The sequence below is a fragment of the Candidatus Pantoea soli genome (genome assembly GCF_007833795.1).
GTDB lineage: Bacteria > Pseudomonadota > Gammaproteobacteria > Enterobacterales > Enterobacteriaceae > Pantoea > Pantoea soli.
Map to the genome: position 1 here is coordinate 3,184,902 of NZ_CP032702.1, position 17,544 is coordinate 3,202,445.

Here is a 17,544-nt window from a genome sequence, read left to right on the forward strand (position 1 = left end):
GGAATAGCAGAGAGGGGGTGGCGAAAAAAGGCGTTTTATTTAGCTGAAATAGGCTTATAACAGCTGATTTTCCTGAATTTTTTCGCGTAAAAAATCCAGAAAACAGGTAATACGTGCGCTGAGAGACTGGTTACGATAATAGACGGCGTGAACAGGCAGCTGCATGTCACGCGTTTCCGCTGCCAGCACCTGCACCAGACGCCCGCTGGCGCGATCTTCACGGCTGACAAAATCAGAAAGGCGCACGATGCCCTGCCCGGCTAATGCCAGCTGACGCAGCGTTTCTCCGCTGGAAGCACATAATCCGGGTTGGATGCGTAAAAATTCGCCGTCGGGCTGCCGCACCGGCCAGACATTGTGCGCGTCCAGCTGGCTGAATCCCAGCAGCTGATGACCGGCCAGATCTTCGGTGCACTGCGGCATTCCGGCCTGTTGCAGATAAGCCGGACTGGCCAGCAGGCGGATGGCGCTGCTGCCCAGCACGCGCGCGCGCAGCGTGGAATCGCGCAACTCGCCAATCCGAATGGCAATATCGGTCTGCTGCTCCAGTAAATCGATAACGATGTCATCGGTATTAAGCGACAGCTGAATATGGGGGTAGCGCTGCCGAAACTCCGCCACCAGCGGCACAATAACGTGCAGCATAAAGGGCGTGTTGGCATTAACGCGTAACCGGCCAGCAGGGGTATCACGGCGCTGCGCAATATGCTCTTCGGCCTGCTCAACGGAAGCGAGAATTTGCCGGGCATGATCCAGAAAAACCAGCCCCTCTTCGGTCAGCGCCAGGCGGCGCGTCGTCCGGTGCAGCAGGGTGGTTTGCAGTTTGCTTTCCAGCCGGCTCAGGGCACGACTGATGCCCGAACTGGTCTGTTCCAGCTGTTCTGCCGCTGCGGTGATGGAGCCGGTATCCACGACCGCAACCCAGGCACGTAATTCTTCCAGGGTAATTTTCACGTATCCTCTGTTGCGCGCTGTTTTCACGCCGGTTGCCTGCATAATCGCTGAAGTATGCGCAGATTTACCGCCTGCAGCCGCTGTAAACGGGGGTAAGTACATCAGAGAAGATTCAGACGGATAAAAAAGGGCGCTGCAGCGCCCCTTAAACGATATCAGACTTCCAGATCGGCCAGATCGCCCTTCTCCTGCAGCCAGTTGCGGCGGTCTTCAGAACGTTTTTTCGCCAGCAGCATATCCATCACGCGCAGCGTCTGCTCCACATCTTCATCTTCCACCGTCAGCTGCACCAGACGGCGGGTGTTCGGATCAAGCGTGGTTTCGCGCAGCTGCAGCGGGTTCATCTCGCCCAGACCTTTGAAACGCTGTACGTTGGGTTTGCCTTTTTTACGCTTCAGCTGCTCCAGCACACCCTCTTTTTCATCCTCATCCAGCGCGTAATAGACTTCTTTGCCGAGGTCGATGCGGTACAGCGGCGGCATCGCAACGTAGACATGGCCCTGCTGCACCAGCGAGCGGAAATGCTTCACAAACAGCGCGCACAGCAGAGTGGCAATGTGCAGTCCGTCGGAATCCGCATCCGCGAGGATACAGATCTTGCCATAACGCAGCTGGCTCAGATCTTCGCTGTCAGGATCGATGCCGATCGCCACCGAAATGTCGTGCACTTCCTGCGAGGCCAGCACTTCATCCGAAGAGACTTCCCAGGTGTTGAGGATCTTTCCTTTCAGCGGCATGATCGCCTGATATTCACGATCGCGCGCCTGTTTTGCCGAACCGCCTGCAGAATCCCCTTCCACCAGAAACAGTTCGGTTTTGTTCAGGTCCTGCGCGGTGCAGTCGGCCAGTTTGCCCGGCAGTGCCGGCCCGCTGGTCAGCTTTTTCCGCACCACTTTTTTCGCGGCGCGCATGCGACGCTGCGCGCTGGCAATCGCCAGTTCCGCCAGCATTTCTGCCGCCTGCACGTTCTGGTTCAGCCACAGGCTAAAGGCATCTTTTACCACCGCAGAGACAAAAGCGGCACACTGGCGTGACGAGAGACGCTCTTTGGTCTGACCGGCAAACTGCGGATCCTGCATTTTGACCGACAGTACATACGCACAGCGATCCCAGATATCCTCCGCCGACAGCTTCACGCCGCGCGGCAGAATATTGCGGTATTCGCAGAACTCGCGCATCGCATCCAGCAGCCCCTGACGCAGACCGTTAACGTGGGTGCCGCCCTGCATGGTAGGAATCAGGTTGACGTAACTTTCCGTCAGGAGTTCACCGCCTTCCGGCAGCCAGAGCAGCGCCCAGTCTACCGCTTCCACATCACCGGCAAAGCTGCCGACAAAGGGTTTTTCCGGTAATACCGGCAGGCCATTCACCGCTTCACTCAGGTAATCGGTCAGGCCATCTTCATACATCCAGGTCTGTTCGGTGTTATTAACCTTGTCTTTAAAGACAATTTCCACACCCGGACAGAGCACGGCCTTGGCTTTCAGCAGGTGCTTGAGACGTGAAACCGAAAAGCGCGGGCTGTCGAAGAAATGCTCGTCTGGCCAGAAGTGCACGCTTGTACCGGTGTTGCGTTTACCCACGCTGCCGATAACCGCCAGATCCTGCACTTTGTCCCCATTTTCAAAGGCAATTTGATAGATTTCACCGTTGCGGCGCACGGTCACTTCAACGCGTTTTGACAGGGCGTTGACCACGGAAATACCAACGCCGTGCAGCCCCCCGGAGAACTGATAGTTTTTGCTGGAGAACTTACCCCCCGCGTGCAACCGGCACAGGATTAGCTCAACCGCCGGCACACCCTCTTCCGGGTGAATATCCACCGGCATACCGCGACCGTCGTCGATCACTTCCAGCGACTGATCGGCATGCAGAATGACTTCCACACGTTTTGCATGACCCGCCAGCGCCTCATCGACGCTGTTATCGATCACTTCCTGGCCCAGATGGTTAGGGCGCGTGGTATCGGTGTACATCCCCGGACGACGACGCACCGGTTCAAGGCCGGTTAAGACCTCAATGGCATCGGCATTATAGCTTGATTGGCTCATCGTAACTGTCTGATTAGCAATAGGAAAAGGAGTCCACTGCGCAGCATCAGAGTGGGTTTAATCCCAGAAAATCAATGATCTGCGTAAAATGGCGTTCGAATCCGATATAGGCATGATTGCCGCCTTCTTCGACCGTCTGGCGGCACGCGCGGTAGTAATCCAGCGCCTGGCGGTAGTCGAGGACTTCATCGCCGGTCTGCTGCAGCAGCCACAGCAAATCGGGCGCTTCCAGCGGGTCAATCTGCATGACTTTCAGATCGTAAATGTGGCGAGACTCTAACACATATTGCTGGCCGGTGTAGGGATTCCGGTTCTCGCCAAGGTAATCCGTCAGCAGTTCAAAGGGCCGCACCGCCGGATTGACCACCACGGCAGGCAGCATAAAGCACTGGGACAACCAGGTAGCAAAATAACCGCCCAGCGAAGAGCCCACCAGTCCGAGCGGCTCCCCGGCATGATCCATCACCAGATCCTCCAGCATGCTGGCGGCTTCGGCGGGAAAAGCGGGTAGCTGCGGAACCATCACATGAATGTGCGGATGGTTTTGCTGGCACCACTGCTGAAGCTGGCTTGCTTTCGCCGATTGCGGCGAGCTGTTAAAGCCATGCAGGTAGATCAGCGCCGCCATGCTTCAGTAACCCTCAGCGTCCAGATCCGGCCGGAACATCTCACTCTGCAGCCGGTTGACTTCGGTCTCCAGTGCGCCATCGGCCTGCAGGGTCAGCCAGCGCCAGCCCGGCGCAACGGTATCAATGGTGAAATTTGTGCAGTGCGGTTTGAACTGAACGCAGGTGGAAGGTGACGCCAGCACGCGACGCCCCTGCCAGTCGAGATCCAGTTCCTGATGAATGTGGCCGCACACCAGATGGCGCGCCAGCGGAAAGTGCTGCAGCACCGCAGCCAGCTGATGCGGATTGCGCAGACTGTGCTGATCCAGCCAGGTGCAGCCGGAGGCTAGCGGATGATGATGCAACAGCACCAGCGTGTGGCGCTGTGGAAACTGACGCAGCGTTCTCTCCAGCCACTCCAGCTGATAGTCACTCAGCATACCGTGTGGCACTCCAGAGACCTGGCTGTCCAGCAGCACCAGCTGCCAGTGCTCACCCAGCAAAACGTGTTTATCGGCGGCAATACCGGCCTGTGCCAGGGTATCAACCATGGCCGGCTGGAAATCATGGTTGCCTGGTAGCCAGACGCACGGCTTTGGCAGGCGCGCGATGCCCGCTACAAAATGCTGATACGCTTCGACGCTGTGGTCCTGGGCAAGATCGCCCGTGGCGATAATCAGATCGAACTCCCGCTGCTGCGCCGCAATGGCGTCCAGTACAGCATCAAAGCTCGACCAGGTGTTGACCCCCAGCAGCGACTGATGTTTTCCCGCGAATAAATGGGTATCCGTAATTTGCAAAATCCTGATAGCGGACCCATTTGCCGCAGGAAGAGTTAGCAGGCTATCCAAAGCGTTTCCTTCATCTCCACGCCGTTATCGCATTATATGCTATCAGCAGACCGGCAGCGCCACGGCTCCGTGCGCCAGACAATAGCGCAGCCAGTCAGCAAGGAACTGGTTAATCTGATGTTTTTCATCGCGCTGATGCAGTTTTTTATTAGGATAATCATAGCGCGCTTTAAAGCGATAGATCTGCTGTGTGGAACACACTTCAGCCACCATCGCATCGTGGTAGAGCCGGACCGACATGGAGGGCAGGCTCCAGTAGCTGACTGCGGGGGCAACCTGGCGGATCTCCACCAGCGTGGTGTAGCGCGTCGACTCTTCAATCGTCAGCCGGTAACTGGCGCCGTTCACCTGATATGTCACCGACGCGCCTGCCTCATCGCTTCGCGGCAGCAGGCGACGCAGCTGGGCGAAATTGGTTTCGCACAGCCGCATCATTTCGGGAAAGTCAGGGATATAGCGCTGTTTCATTTTAGCTTCCACTCTTCTCGTAGTTTCTCATGGTGCAACGCCAGCCATTGCAGGGCGATGACAGATGCCGCGTTATCAATTATCCCCTCTTCCACCCAGCGGTAAGCCTGTTCCCGGCTTACCACATGGACAAGAATATCCTCATTCTCTTCCTCCAGCCCGTGATTTCCCTCTGCCAGGCTGGCATCCACTTCGCCCACCAGCACCGACAAACGTTCAGACGTTCCGCCGGGGCTGGCTAAATAATTTACAACGGGTTTGACGCGGCCCACGGTGAGGCCGGCCTCTTCCATCGCCTCGCGACGCACCACCGCCTCCGGCGTTTCGCCGGGTTCGATAATGCCAGCCACCATTTCCAGCAGCCAGGGCGTGGGGCTGGAATCAAAAGCCGGGATGCGAATCTGTTCGATCAGCACCACTTCGTCGCGCAGGGGATCATAGGGTAGCAGCACGGCAGCGTGTCCGCGCTCAAAAACTTCGCGTACCACTTCACCGCTCATTTCGCCATTAAAACGGCGATGGCGGAAGCGGTAGCTGACGATGGAAAAAAAACCATCGTAGCGGGTATCGCGTGCAATAATTTCTACATCGTTTTTTGTGAAAGTCACAGGGGAATTTTTTTTGCCCGCCATCATCTGGTTCCTTATGCAGATTGGGATGGAGCGTAGAAAAGCCAACCCTTGTGCTCCGTCCGAGTGGTTCTTTCTGAATTATTTACGTAAATTAGGGGAAGAAGGCACGTTCAGCCAACTTATCTCTGACGCCGCCTCTGTAGAATCGGCGATTATTTTTGGGCTTACCTGCAGCACAACACATGCATTTGGCTGCATCAAAAGGAATGCAAATGAAAAAACTGCTCCCACTTTTTATTGGACTGAGCCTGGGCGGATTCAGCCTTGCCAGCCAGGCAGAAAACCTGTTGCAGGTCTACCAGCAGGCGCGCCTGAGCAACCCGGATCTGCGTGCTTCCGCCGCTGACCGTGATGCTGCCTTTGAGAAAATTAACGAAGCGCGCAGCCCGTTATTGCCACAGCTAGGTCTGGGCGCAGATTACACTTACAACAGCGGTTACCGCGATAACAGCGGCCTCCATTCCAACACGACCAGCGCCTCACTGCAATTGACCCAGACTATTTTCGATATGTCGAAATGGCGCGCGCTGACGTTACAGGAAAAAACCGCCGGCATTCAGGATGTCACCTATCAGGTTGCCCAGCAGGATCTGATCCTGAATACCGCAACCGCCTATTTTAATGTGCTGAAGGCGATTGATACGCTTTCTTACGCAGAAGCACAAAAACAGTCGATCTATCGCGAACTGGATCAAACCACCCAGCGCTTTAACGTCGGTCTGGTGGCGATCACTGACGTCCAGAACGCCCGCGCGCAGTACGACACCGTGCTGGCGAACGAAGTCACGGCCCGTAACGATCTGGATAACGCGGTGGAGTCCCTGCGTCAGATCACCGGCATGGATTATCTGTCACTCGCTTCGCTGAATATTGATCGCTTTAAAACGGCCCGCCCGGAAGCGGTTTCTTCCCTGCTGAAGCAGGCAGAAAGCCGTAACCTGAACCTGTTATCCGCGCGTCTGAACCAGGACCTGGCCCGTGAGCAGATTCGCTCTGCGGAATCCGGCCACCTGCCGACGCTGGACCTGACGGCGTCAACCGGCCTGTCTAACAGCAAATACGGCGGCAGCCGCGCGAACCAGAGCGCAGGCACCACCGATTCCATTACCGGTTCAAATCAGGTGGGGCTGAGCTTCTCGCTGCCGCTCTACAGCGGCGGATCCGTGACCTCACAGGTGAAACAGGCGCAGTACAACTTTGTCGCCGCCAGCGAACAGCTGGAAGGCGCGCACCGCAGCGCGGTGCAGACAGTGCGCTCTTCATTCAATAACGTGAATGCGTCTATCAGCAGCATTGAAGCTTATAAGCAGTCGGTGATTTCAGCGCAAAGCTCACTGGATGCCTCTGAAGCAGGTTATCAGGTTGGTACGCGTACTATCGTGGACGTGCTGGATGCCACCACCACCCTGTATAACGCGAAGCAGCAGCTTTCTAACGCCCGTTACAGCTACCTGATCAACCAGCTGAACATCAAATATGCGCTGGGTACGCTGAATGAGCAGGATCTGCAGCAGCTGAACAGCACGCTGGGCAAAGAGATCCCGACTTCGCCGGAAACCGTGGCGCCGGAAAACAGCCAGCAGGCGGCACGCGTGGATAATGGCCCGGCGATGGCCTCTGCACCTGCAGCCGCGCAGCCGCGTCCGGCGGCAGCACGCAGCAGCAAAAATCCGTTCGCGAATTAATTCCGTCAGGGGCTGGCTGCAGCCCCTTTCGCACTTCAACGTATAGCTACGTAAAGATCCTTCTCCCTTCCGGCTCCACGCTTCAATTTCAACCCCTCATCACCTATCCTAAGCCCCACCTTTGGGCACAGGATGAACATAATGAAACGGACTAAAAATATTCGCCATGCCGCTTTTCGTAAAAGCTGGCAGGCACGCCATTTAACGCCAGTCGCCCTGGCGGTCACTGCGGTATTTATGCTGGCAGGCTGCGAACAAAGCGATGAAACAGTCGCGCTTTATCAGAATGCTGATGACTGTGCGAAGGCCAATCCGGACCAGAGCGCACAGTGTAAAACGGCCTATAACAATGCGCTGAAAGAAGCGGAGCGCACGGCGCCGAAATACGCCACACGCGAAGACTGCGTCGCGGAATTTGGCGAGAACCAGTGTCAGCAGACGCCGGCACAGGCCGGTGCAGGCACCACGGCACATAATGCGGAAGCGCAACAGAGCGGCAGCTTCTGGATGCCGCTGATGGCGGGCTACATGATGGGCCGGCTGATGGGCGGCGGTGCGGGCTTTGCCCAGCAGCCGTTGTTCTCACCGAAAACGCCTAACAGTCCGGCAAACGGGCAGTTTGTAGATGCTTCGGGTAAAAACTATGGCGCGGCCACGTCCGGCCGCACCATGAACGTGCCGAAAACCGCGATGGCGCCGAAACCTGCTACCACCTCCACTATCACCCGCGGTGGCTTTGGTGAAACCGTGGCGAAGCAGAATACCATGCAGCGCAGCAGCGCCACCAGCAGTGGCAGCCGTTCGCTGGGAGGTTAAACCGTCACATGCAACGTATTGCTATCAGCGAACGTCCGGACTGGCGTGAAAAAGCCACCGAATATGGTTTCCAGTTTCACACCATGTATGGCGAACCTTACTGGTGTGAAGATGCCTATTATCAGTTCACGCTGGCACAAATTGAGCAGCTGGAATCGGTCACGGCTGAACTGCATCAGATGTGTTTGCAGGCGGTGGAGAAAGTGGTTAACAGCGAAGCGCTGCTGACGCGGTTCTGCATTCCAAAGCACACCTGGGATTTTGTGCGTGACGCATGGAAGCAGCGTCAGCCTTCGCTGTATTCACGCCTGGATCTGGCGTGGGACGGCCAGGGCGCGATCAAACTGCTGGAGAACAATGCCGACACGCCAACCTCCCTGTACGAAGCGGCCTTTTTCCAGTGGATCTGGCTGGAGGATCAGCTGAATGCCGGCAAACTGCCGCCGGGCAGCGATCAATTCAACAGCCTGCAGGAGAAACTGATCGCGCGCTTTGCCGACCTGCATCAGCAGCACGGGTTCAACTGGCTGCATTTCGCCTGCTGCCGCGACACGGAAGAAGATCGTGCCACGGTGCAGTATTTACAGGATTGCGCGACAGAAGCCGGCCTGCCCGGCGAGTTTCTGTATATCGATGAGATCGGTCTGGGCGAAAAAGGCCAGTTTACCGATCAGCACGATCAGATCATCAGCAACCTGTTCAAGCTCTATCCGTGGGAATTTATGCTGCGTGAGGTGTTCTCCACCAAGCTGGCAGATGCAGGCGTGCGCTGGCTGGAGCCGGCATGGAAAAGCATTTTGTCTAATAAGGCGCTGCTACCGCTGCTGTGGGAAATGTTTCCTGATCATCCGAACCTGCTGGCGGCCTGGTTTGCCGATGATGCATCAGCACCGCAGCTGGAAAAATATGTGGTTAAGCCGCTGTTTTCCCGTGAAGGAGCCAACATTACCATCATCGAAAATGGCAGGGAAATCGCGCGGGCAGACGGCCCTTATGGCGAAGAGGGCATGATCGTACAGCAGTTCTGCGCGCTGCCGAAATTTGGTGACAGCTATACCCTGATTGGCAGCTGGCTGATTGACGATCAGCCTGCCGGTATCGGCCTGCGTGAAGATCGTGCGCTGATCACTCAGGATCTGTCACGTTTTTATCCGCACACCTTTATTGAATAGTGCCCTTACGCTGGCGATCGGCTGTTCCCCGGCTCGCCAGCGTTCCCTGCCGGCAACAGCCTTTTCTTCCGGCGTAGCCTTAGCCGTTTACCCTGCCTGAACTGACAGCATACTGATTGCGCCCATCTCCATGCCTTCAACCGGAATGGTCACGGCGTCTTCTTCCCTGCGGGCCCCCAGAATGTAGAGCAATGGCAGATAGTGTTCCGGCGTCGGATTCGCCAGCAGTGCTGCTTCATGCTGCTGATAATTCACCAGCGGATGCTGCGCCGCAGTGCCATAAAAGTCCAGGTTGTCTCGTACAAATTGATTGAAGCTTTCTGCCCACGGGTAGACGCTGTCCGCGCCCTGCCAGCGCAGCATACGCAAATTGTGCACTACGTTTCCGCTGGCGATAATCATCACCCCTTCATCCCGCAGCGCGGCCAGCTGGCGGCCTTGTTCAAAGTGCCATGCAGCAGGCTGCGAGCCGTCAATACTCAGCTGCACCAGCGGAATATCCGCCTCCGGGTAGATCCGGGCCAGCACGCCCCACGCGCCATGGTCAAAGCCCCATGTTTGATCCGCCTGTACCGGGAGAGGTGCCAGCAAATCGATAATGCGCTGCGCCAGTGCCGGCGAACCTGGCGCCGGATAACGCACATCGAACAACGCCTGCGGGAAGCCGCCAAAATCGTGAATCGTGCGCGGGTTCTGCATCGCTGTCACCGCGGTGCCGCGCGTATACCAGTGTGCCGAGATCGCCAGGATAGCACGTGGTCGCGGCAGGTTTTTTCCCAGCTGCTCCCATGCATGGGTATAACGGTTATCTTCCAGTACATTCATCGGGCTGCCGTGACCCAGGAACAGGGCTGGCATACGAACAGAGCTCATGGTGCATCCTCAGATAAGGCGACGTATCTGCACTCACAATACCCCCTTTCCCTGCAGCGTAAACGCGGATAACCATGATGATCTCTGTCAGGGAAACTGAATAAGATTCCCCCGACACAACTTTACGCTAAATAACTCGATATTTTATGGGGTTAACTATATGTTAACTGGGAATCATTATCATTAAGGAGATGGCGATGTCGGTTCCCTTATTGTTAACCCTGCTGGCTGGCGGGGCTACCTTTGCTGGCGCGCTGTTTGGCGTACTGGGCCAGAAGCCTTCCAACCGCGTGCTGGCGTTTGCGCTCGGGTTTGCCGCCGGCATTATGCTGCTGATTTCGCTGATGGAGATGCTGCCCGCTGCGCTGCATACCGCCGGCATGTTACCGGTCATGGGCTATGGCATGTTTATGCTGGGACTGCTGGGCTATTTTGCGATGGATCGCTTGCTGCCGCATCAGCATCCGCAGGATCTGATGGCCGTTAACCGTCGTCCTGCCAGCCTGCGACGCACGGCCATACTGCTGACGCTGGGCATCAGCCTGCATAATTTTCCGGAAGGTATTGCCACCTTTGTGACGGCCAGCAGCGATATGGAGCTGGGGCTGGGCATTGCGCTCGCCGTCGCGATCCACAACCTGCCGGAAGGGCTGGCGGTAGCGGGTCCGATGTATGCAGCGACCGGATCGAAAGCCCGCGCGCTGTTCTGGGCGTGTCTTTCCGGGATGGCTGAGATTCTGGGTGGCCTGCTTGCGTACGCGCTGCTCGGGCCGGCTGTCTCACCGGTAACCATCGCGGCGATCATGGCGGCCGTTGCCGGTATCATGGTGGCACTTTCCGTTGATGAACTGATGCCGCTGGCGCGCGAGATCGATCCTCACAACAACCCCAGCTATGGCGTTTTGTGCGGAATGACCGTCATGGGGCTGAGCCTGACGCTGCTGCAAACCAGCGGTGCGGGTTAAGGAGACGACAGGTCTGAAAAAGGGGTTAATGCCTGATAAATAAGGGAAAGGAAACGTTTAAATCTGACTTGAGACCGGTCTTGTTAACCTGCAAACGGTGACTGCCTACACTCCACGCGATTCTTATAAGCCGTGGAGTGTTATGTTAATTCAAAGCGCCGTTCTATGCCTGGCGATGAACATTTACCATGAAGCGCGCGGCGAACCGGTGAAGGGGCAAATTGCTGTAGGCACTGTCACCATGAATCGCGCCAACTGGGATGTTAACGCGATCTGTCCGGTGGTGTATGCGCCAAAACAGTTCTCGTGGACGTCTCTGAAGCAGCATCCTCACCGTTATCCACCGCACGACGATCGCAGCTGGCAGCGGGCAAAAGCACTGGCCTGGCGTATCGTGGAGGGTGAGCTGAAAGACGTGACGAAAGGCGCAACCTATTTTCACGCGCATAACGTAAAGCCCGCGTGGCGCCATGCCTTTCAGCGTACGGTCACCATTGGTAATCACGTGTTCTATGCCACGCGATAAACAAAAAGGCCGGATGCTCTGGCATCCGGCCTTTTTTGCCACTGCAAACCCGGCTGGTGCGGCGTTAGCTGGCCTGGCGCGTTTCACGCTGACGACGGTAAGCCACCAGATCTTCAATGGTCACCACGGGCATGGCATGCTGCTTCGCAAAGGCAATCGCCTCTGGCGCGCGAGCCATGCTGCCGTCATCGTTGGTCAGCTCACACAGCACGCCTGCAGGTTTGAAACCCGCCAGCGTCACCAGATCAAGCGTGGCTTCGGTATGACCGCCGCGCGTCAGAACGCCACCTTCGCGTGCGCGCAGAGGAAAAACGTGTCCGGGGCGGTGCAGATCGGCGGGTTGGGCATCGTCGGCAATCGCGGCACGGATGGTAGTAATACGATCCGCCGCGGATACGCCGGTTGTCACGCCTTTTGCCGCTTCAATGGTCACGGTAAAACCCGTGCCGTATGAACTGGTGTTGTTCTCCACCATCATCGGTAAGTCCAGCTGCTGACGGCGCTCTTCAGTGATGCACAGACAGACAATCCCGCTGCCGTGGCGAATCGTCAGCGCCATCTGCTCAACGGTCATGGTTTCGGCGGCGAAAATCATATCGCCTTCATTTTCACGATTTTCGTCATCCAGCACCATAACACCCTGGCCGTTGCGCAGCGCCTCAAGGGCACGTTCCACACGCTGTTCCGGCGTGCCAAATTCAGAAAGAAGCGTCTGATTCATGGTAAAAAACCTTATAAAAATATGAGTTACCAGAACCAGGGCGAGCTTAGGAGTGCGTGAAGATACACATGGCAATAACGTGACGCGGGCGCAGTCGCCCGGCTGATGTCGTTACCCTCTCCCATCCGGACTTTAACCGTCGGCCCCGGAATTACACCGGATCTGCTGACCTTCCACCTTGCGGTGAAAGCGCTCGCGGGCTTTCAGCTGATGCTGATTTACCGCCGGTGGGGAATTTCGCCCCGCCCTGAGAATAAGCAAAATCACTATAGCGCCAATCATCTGGTCGGGCAATCAACAAAAGTGCAAATGCATTTGCACTTCATGCGGCGCCGATTTCAGGTTTAACCTTTTCGTTTCTGGCATTACACTTAATGCTTGTTGAGTCGGAACACGCGCTGTTATCAGCCACCGTAACCAGGAAATAACCATGATCGACACGAAAAAAATTGAACAACTGGCACGCCAGGTCCATGAAGCGATGCCAAAAGGCATTCGTGACTTTGGCGACGATGTGGAAAAGAAAATTCGTCAGGTGTTGCAGGCGCAGTTAACCCGCATGGATCTGGTTAATCGTGAAGAGTTTGATGTGCAGACGCAGGTACTGCTGCGCACGCGCGAGAAGCTGGCCGCGCTGGAGCAGCGTCTGGCGAAGCTGGAGAGTGAAAGCCCGGCCGCACCCGCCCCGGCTATTATCACGCCCGATCCGGCAGGCAAGATCGACACCCCACAGTAAGTCGCCCGATACGGCGGGAGGTAAGCGCCTCCCGCTGCCTGTTCTCAGTGACTGCGAATGGTTTTGATGATGTTGGTGGTGGAGATACCGTCTTCAAAGTTGAGCACGCGCACGTCGCCGCCGTTAGCCCAGACTTCTTTACTGCCTGCGATATCTTCCGGCTTATAGTCGCCGCCTTTGACCAGCAAATCCGGTAACACCTCAGCAATCAGACGCTGTGGCGTGTCCTCTTCAAACAGCACTACCCAGTCCACCGCTTCCAGCGCGCTTAGCACGATCATGCGGTTTTCCTGCGGATTCACCGGCCGGGTTTCACCTTTCAGCCGTTTGGTGGAGGCATCACTGTTTACCGCCACAATCAGCCGGTCGCCCAGCTTGCGCGCATTGGCAAGGTAAGAGACGTGCCCGGCGTGCAGGATGTCGAACACGCCATTGGTCATGACGACTTTTTCCCCCCGCTGACGCGCCAGTTCGACAGCCGCTTTCAGTTCGGCTTCACTCATTACGCCAAATCCGCGTTCCGGGCGCGCATGAATCGCATTTTCCAGCTCGACGATGCTGACAGTAGAGGTGCCCAGCTTGCCAACCACCACGCCTGCCGCTGCATTGGCAAGGAAACAGGCGTCTTCCAGACTTTCGCCCGCGGCGAGCACGGCGGCCAGCACGCCGATCACGGTATCGCCGGCACCGGTCACGTCATAGACTTCCTGCGCCTGCGTCGGCAGATGCACCGGCGCTTTGCCCGGCTGCAGCAGCGTCATGCCATTTTCAGAGCGGGTAACCAGCAGTGCGGAAAGCTCATAATCCGCGATCAGCTGCATACCGCGGCTGACAATGTCCTCTTCGGTTTTGCATTTGCCTGCCACCGCTTCAAACTCTGACAAATTTGGCGTCAGCAGGGTAGCACCGCGGTAACGCTCAAAATCTGTGCCTTTTGGATCGATCAGCACCGGCACGCCGGCTTCACGCGCCAGCTGAATCATGGTCTGCACGCTGGCCAGCGCGCCTTTGGCATAATCCGACAGCACCAGCGCACCGGCCTGCTTCAGCGACTGACGCATGCGATCGTGAATTGGCTGCGGATCAACCTGCTCGAATCCCTCTTCGAAATCGAGGCGGATCAGCTGCTGATTGCGTGAAAGCACGCGCAGCTTGGTAATGGTCGGATGGCTTTTAACGGCAACAAAATCGCAGCTGACTTTTACCTGTGCCAGCGTTTCACTCAGCACGCGCGCCGCGTCATCTTCACCGGTTAATCCAATCAGACGCGATTCAGCGCCGAGTGCCGCAATGTTCATGGCGACGTTAGCCGCACCGCCGGGACGTTCTTCGATCGTATCGACCTTCACCACCGGCACCGGCGCTTCAGGTGAAATACGGCTGGTGGGGCCATACCAGTAGCGGTCTAACATGACGTCACCGACCACCAGCACAGCGGCCTTGCCAAACGCAGGCAGTGTTACTTTCATTCCAGGAACTCCAGACTAAAGTCAAAAATATTGCGCGGATAATACCATACCGCCGTCATACTTCGAGTTGCAGGCGCAGGCCAGCGCAGCAGAACGCCGCGGGCATAGCCGTGCCGGGTGCTTCGCTGCCCCGGCGCGTTCTTTACTCTGCGCTGCCAGCGTCTTCCGCTGCCAGCCAGCGCTGCCAGCTGGCATGCACCACGGCACGCTCACTGGCGAAAGCATCAGGTTCCACATGGCCCGGCAGCGCCTGCAGCGCCAGATGATGCAGCGCATCACGCAGGGTGACATAGGCGTGGGTCAGCGCCTGGGCTTCCTCTTCCTGCATCATGCCGTAACGGGCCATCAGCTCAAAAATACGCACATTATCCGACCAGCGCGTCAGCGCCGGCTGGCTGGCGGCAGACTTCAAAACCAGATACTGCGCGATGAATTCGATATCGGTGATACCGCCTTCGTCGGTTTTAATATCCCAGCGGCCTTTATGTTTATTGCTGAGATGCGCACGCATCTTTTCACGCATTTCACGTACCTCGGTTTTCAGCCGATGCACTTCTCGCGGCAGGCGGAGAATACCGCGCCGGATGGCATTAAACCGTTCACCCAGCGCCGGCTCACCAAACACGATGCGCGCGCGGACCAGCGCCTGATGCTCCCAGGTCCAGGCTTCATTACGCTGATAATCATCAAAAGCGGCAAAGGTACTGACCAGCATGCCCGCCGCGCCGGAAGGACGCAGCCGCGCATCGACTTCATACAATATGCCGGATGAAGTGCGGGTGCTGAACAGATGCATGATGCGCTGTGCCAGACGCAGATAGAACTGGCGGCCATCAATCACCCGCTCACCGTCGGTTTCAGCGCCTTCCGGACAATCATGCAAAAACACCAGATCCAAATCAGAGCTGTATCCCAGCTCCCAGCCGCCCAGCTTGCCATAACCGATGACGGCAAAACCGCGCTCGCTGTCACTGGTAAGGTGCGAAGGGCGGCCATAGCGCTGCACCATCATCTGCCATGCCTGCTGCACCACTGATTCGATAATCGCTTCTGCCAGCCATGTTAAGTGATCGCTCACTTTCATGACCGGCAGCGTTTCAGCGATATCGGCTGCCGCAATGCGCAACAGCTGCGCCTGTTTAAACTGGCGCAGCGCCTCCAGCTGCTGCTCTTCATCATCCGTGGGGATACGCAGCAGATACTGACGCAGCTCATCCCGATAGGCATCGGTCGCTGTCGGCTGATAGAGGGTAGCGGGATCGAGCAGCTCATCCAGCAGCAGCGGATAGCGCGCCAGCTGGCTGGCGACCATCGGCGAAGCTGCGCACAGGCGAATCAGGTGCCGCAGGGCGCCATGGTACTCTGTCAGCAGTTCCAGATAGGTACTACGCGTCAGGACGCCCAGCAGTAACGGAGTCAGACGCTGCAGCAGCACGTCGGCGTCCGGGCGCGGACACACCTCGCTCAGCAGACGCGGCATCAGCTGATCCAACGCCAGCCGCCCGCGCGGGCCGATAGTGCGGCGACTGACATCCTGGCGGAAATCGTTCAGTGCGTGATACAGCGCGTGTCGCTGCGTGTCGCTCAGCTGAGGAACCAGCGGAATCAGGTCACGCTCTTCCAGCGCGTCCTGCCATAGCCCGGCAAACTCCGCCAGCTGGGGCTGATCGTCCACATCCGGCGCATCGTCTCCGATAAGCTCGTCAAAAATGGCACGCACGCCGGCCATGTGCTGTTCCAGCTGTGTGGTCAGGAGGGACCAGCTGGCGCACCCCATTGCCCAGGCCAGACGCTGCCGATCGCGCTCATCAGCGGGCAGCGTTTGGGTCTGCTCATCATTGATGCTTTGCAGCAGGTTTTCCAGCCGACGCAAAAACAGGTAAGCGTCGTGCAGATGTGTGACCTGCCGTTCATTCAGCAACGCCAGGTCGCCGATGGCCTGTAGCGTTGGCAGCAGGGATCGCAGCTGTAGTGAGCGCTCACGTCCGCCGCGAATCAGCTGAAACACCTGCACGATAAACTCGGTTTCACGAATGCCACCCGCGCCGAGTTTGATGTTGTCATGCAGGCCGCGCCGACGCACTTCCCGCGCAATCATGCCTTTCATATTACGCAGCGACTGGATCACGCTGAAATCAATGTAGCGCCGGTAGACAAAAGGCCGCAGCATCTGCTGCAGTTCCTGACTCCAGTGACCGTGATCGTCCCCCATCAGGCGCGCTTTCACCATCGCATAGCGTTCCCAGTCGCGCCCCTGCTCCTGGTAATAATCTTCCAGCGCGGCAAAGCTCAGCACCAGCGGGCCACTGTCGCCAAACGGGCGCAGCCGCATATCCACGCGATACACAAAGCCATCGACCGTCGGCTGGTCCAGCACTTTGATCAGCCGCTGTCCCATGCGGGTAAAGAACTGGGCATTGTCCAGCTCGCGCCGTCCGCCCCGGGTAACGCCATTTTCCGGCCAGGCAAAGATCAGATCGATGTCAGAAGAGAAGTTGAGCTCACCGCCACCCAGCTTGCCCATGCCCAGAATCAGCATCGGCTGGGCTTCGCCGGCGGCGTTACAGGGCGTGCCAAAATCGCGGCAGCACGCCTGCCACACCCAGTCACGCGCGGCGGCAATCAGCACTTCGGCCAGCGTGCTCAGCTGGGTCAGGCTCTGTTCCGTGCTGGCCTGTGCCAGCGTCTGCATCCAGGCGATGCGCACCAGCATATGCCGGCGGAACAGGCGCAGTTCGCGCATCAGGGAGGCTTCGCTGTCGGCCGTCTGCAGCACATCAGCCAGCCACGCCGCATACTGCTGCCACTCTTCCGGCTGCGGCGGCTGCTGCTGTAACTGTTGCCACCACTGCGGATACTGCTGCAGGTTATCGACGATAAAGTCGCTGAAGGTCAGCGCGCCCGCCTGCTCAGGCGTTATCGCTGACAGCGGCAGAGCGAGTCGTTCTGCCACGCTGGCCAGCTGCGCCTGCATCAGCGCCGGTAACGGTAACATCATCTTCTCTCCCTGATGAATT

At 57.5% G+C, this 17,544-nt stretch carries 16 protein-coding genes and 1 riboswitch; of the genes, 6 read left to right on the forward strand and 10 right to left on the reverse strand.

Annotated features, from left to right (window positions below):
• Positions 1-54: 54 nt before the first annotated feature.
• From D8B20_RS14665 to nudF, 6 genes are all read right to left on the reverse strand, one after another.
• A complete protein-coding gene (locus D8B20_RS14665) occupies positions 55-954 on the reverse strand; it encodes a LysR substrate-binding domain-containing protein (RefSeq protein ID WP_145889546.1) in 900 nt (299 codons plus the stop codon).
• Positions 955-1,109: 155 nt separating this feature from the next.
• Positions 1,110-3,005, reverse strand: coding sequence for a DNA topoisomerase IV subunit B (gene parE / locus D8B20_RS14670; RefSeq protein WP_145889547.1), 1,896 nt, complete (start codon positions 3,003-3,005; stop codon positions 1,110-1,112).
• A 46-nt stretch (positions 3,006-3,051) separates the two neighbouring features.
• Complete coding sequence (gene yqiA / locus D8B20_RS14675; protein ID WP_145889548.1) at positions 3,052-3,633, reverse strand: esterase YqiA; 582 nt, start codon at positions 3,631-3,633, stop codon at positions 3,052-3,054.
• Between the two features lie 3 nt (positions 3,634-3,636).
• On the reverse strand, positions 3,637-4,464 hold the full coding sequence (gene cpdA, locus D8B20_RS14680; protein ID WP_145889549.1) for a 3',5'-cyclic-AMP phosphodiesterase: 828 nt from the start codon (positions 4,462-4,464) through the stop codon (positions 3,637-3,639).
• Between the two features lie 42 nt (positions 4,465-4,506).
• Positions 4,507-4,932, reverse strand: a complete 426-nt coding sequence (locus D8B20_RS14685) for a DUF1249 family protein (RefSeq protein WP_145889550.1) — start codon at positions 4,930-4,932, stop codon at positions 4,507-4,509.
• Entirely contained in the window at positions 4,929-5,564 is a 636-nt protein-coding gene (gene nudF / locus D8B20_RS14690; protein WP_145890609.1) for an ADP-ribose diphosphatase, read from the reverse strand. The genes D8B20_RS14685 and nudF overlap by 4 nt, the downstream gene beginning before the upstream one ends.
• 212 nt (positions 5,565-5,776) lie before the next feature.
• On the opposite strand from nudF, the gene tolC reads away from it, so the two are divergent.
• The 3 genes from tolC (at position 5,777) to D8B20_RS14710 (ending at position 9,237) form a co-directional block, all read left to right on the forward strand.
• A complete protein-coding gene (gene tolC / locus D8B20_RS14700; RefSeq protein WP_145889551.1) occupies positions 5,777-7,249 on the forward strand; it encodes an outer membrane channel protein TolC in 1,473 nt (490 codons plus the stop codon).
• A gap of 141 nt (positions 7,250-7,390) precedes the next feature.
• On the forward strand, positions 7,391-8,065 hold the full coding sequence (locus tag D8B20_RS14705; RefSeq protein ID WP_145889552.1) for a DUF1190 family protein: 675 nt from the start codon (positions 7,391-7,393) through the stop codon (positions 8,063-8,065).
• A gap of 8 nt (positions 8,066-8,073) precedes the next feature.
• Positions 8,074-9,237 (forward strand): glutathionylspermidine synthase family protein, encoded by a 1,164-nt coding sequence (locus tag D8B20_RS14710; RefSeq protein WP_145889553.1) that lies wholly within the window; start codon positions 8,074-8,076, stop codon positions 9,235-9,237.
• An 87-nt stretch (positions 9,238-9,324) separates the two neighbouring features.
• Here the strand turns inward: D8B20_RS14710 and ygiD are convergent, their stop codons facing one another.
• Positions 9,325-10,110 carry a 4,5-DOPA-extradiol-dioxygenase gene (gene ygiD, locus D8B20_RS14715; protein WP_145889554.1) on the reverse strand — a complete coding sequence of 262 codons (786 nt, stop codon included), beginning with the start codon at positions 10,108-10,110 and terminating at the stop codon, positions 9,325-9,327.
• 197 nt (positions 10,111-10,307) lie between these two features.
• Between ygiD and zupT the strand changes: the two genes are divergently transcribed.
• Both zupT and D8B20_RS14725 read left to right on the forward strand, forming a co-directional pair.
• Positions 10,308-11,075, forward strand: coding sequence for a zinc transporter ZupT (zupT, locus tag D8B20_RS14720; RefSeq protein WP_145889555.1), 768 nt, complete (start codon positions 10,308-10,310; stop codon positions 11,073-11,075).
• A 142-nt stretch (positions 11,076-11,217) separates the two neighbouring features.
• On the forward strand, positions 11,218-11,601 hold the full coding sequence (locus D8B20_RS14725; protein ID WP_145889556.1) for a cell wall hydrolase: 384 nt from the start codon (positions 11,218-11,220) through the stop codon (positions 11,599-11,601).
• A gap of 64 nt (positions 11,602-11,665) precedes the next feature.
• Here the strand turns inward: D8B20_RS14725 and ribB are convergent, their stop codons facing one another.
• Positions 11,666-12,322: a 3,4-dihydroxy-2-butanone-4-phosphate synthase gene (gene ribB / locus D8B20_RS14730; RefSeq protein WP_145889557.1), complete on the reverse strand. Its 657-nt coding sequence runs from the start codon at positions 12,320-12,322 to the stop codon at positions 11,666-11,668.
• A gap of 109 nt (positions 12,323-12,431) precedes the next feature.
• Positions 12,432-12,581: riboswitch (FMN riboswitch) on the reverse strand.
• Between the two features lie 171 nt (positions 12,582-12,752).
• Between ribB and ubiK the strand changes: the two genes are divergently transcribed.
• Positions 12,753-13,058: a ubiquinone biosynthesis accessory factor UbiK gene (ubiK, locus tag D8B20_RS14735; RefSeq protein ID WP_008103418.1), complete on the forward strand. Its 306-nt coding sequence runs from the start codon at positions 12,753-12,755 to the stop codon at positions 13,056-13,058.
• 44 nt (positions 13,059-13,102) lie between these two features.
• Here the strand turns inward: ubiK and hldE are convergent, their stop codons facing one another.
• On the reverse strand, positions 13,103-14,527 hold the full coding sequence (gene hldE, locus D8B20_RS14740) for a bifunctional D-glycero-beta-D-manno-heptose-7-phosphate kinase/D-glycero-beta-D-manno-heptose 1-phosphate adenylyltransferase HldE (protein WP_145889558.1): 1,425 nt from the start codon (positions 14,525-14,527) through the stop codon (positions 13,103-13,105).
• Between the two features lie 142 nt (positions 14,528-14,669).
• Complete coding sequence (gene glnE, locus D8B20_RS14745; RefSeq protein WP_145889559.1) at positions 14,670-17,525, reverse strand: bifunctional [glutamate--ammonia ligase]-adenylyl-L-tyrosine phosphorylase/[glutamate--ammonia-ligase] adenylyltransferase; 2,856 nt, start codon at positions 17,523-17,525, stop codon at positions 14,670-14,672.
• Positions 17,526-17,544 lie beyond the last annotated feature (19 nt).

Coding starts and splice junctions, on each gene's coding strand:
- parE (WP_145889547.1), bottom strand. CDS start 3,005: ATGAGCCAATCAAGCTATAATGCCGATGCCATTGAGGTCTTAACCGGC.
- yqiA (WP_145889548.1), bottom strand. CDS start 3,633: ATGGCGGCGCTGATCTACCTGCATGGCTTTAACAGCTCGCCGCAATCG.
- D8B20_RS14685 (WP_145889550.1), bottom strand. CDS start 4,932: ATGAAACAGCGCTATATCCCTGACTTTCCCGAAATGATGCGGCTGTGC.
- nudF (WP_145890609.1), bottom strand. CDS start 5,564: ATGGCGGGCAAAAAAAATTCCCCTGTGACTTTCACAAAAAACGATGTA.
- tolC (WP_145889551.1), top strand. CDS start 5,777: ATGAAAAAACTGCTCCCACTTTTTATTGGACTGAGCCTGGGCGGATTC.
- D8B20_RS14705 (WP_145889552.1), top strand. CDS start 7,391: ATGAAACGGACTAAAAATATTCGCCATGCCGCTTTTCGTAAAAGCTGG.
- D8B20_RS14710 (WP_145889553.1), top strand. CDS start 8,074: ATGCAACGTATTGCTATCAGCGAACGTCCGGACTGGCGTGAAAAAGCC.
- ygiD (WP_145889554.1), bottom strand. CDS start 10,110: ATGAGCTCTGTTCGTATGCCAGCCCTGTTCCTGGGTCACGGCAGCCCG.
- zupT (WP_145889555.1), top strand. CDS start 10,308: ATGTCGGTTCCCTTATTGTTAACCCTGCTGGCTGGCGGGGCTACCTTT.
- D8B20_RS14725 (WP_145889556.1), top strand. CDS start 11,218: ATGTTAATTCAAAGCGCCGTTCTATGCCTGGCGATGAACATTTACCAT.
- ribB (WP_145889557.1), bottom strand. CDS start 12,322: ATGAATCAGACGCTTCTTTCTGAATTTGGCACGCCGGAACAGCGTGTG.
- ubiK (WP_008103418.1), top strand. CDS start 12,753: ATGATCGACACGAAAAAAATTGAACAACTGGCACGCCAGGTCCATGAA.
- hldE (WP_145889558.1), bottom strand. CDS start 14,527: ATGAAAGTAACACTGCCTGCGTTTGGCAAGGCCGCTGTGCTGGTGGTC.
- glnE (WP_145889559.1), bottom strand. CDS start 17,525: ATGATGTTACCGTTACCGGCGCTGATGCAGGCGCAGCTGGCCAGCGTG.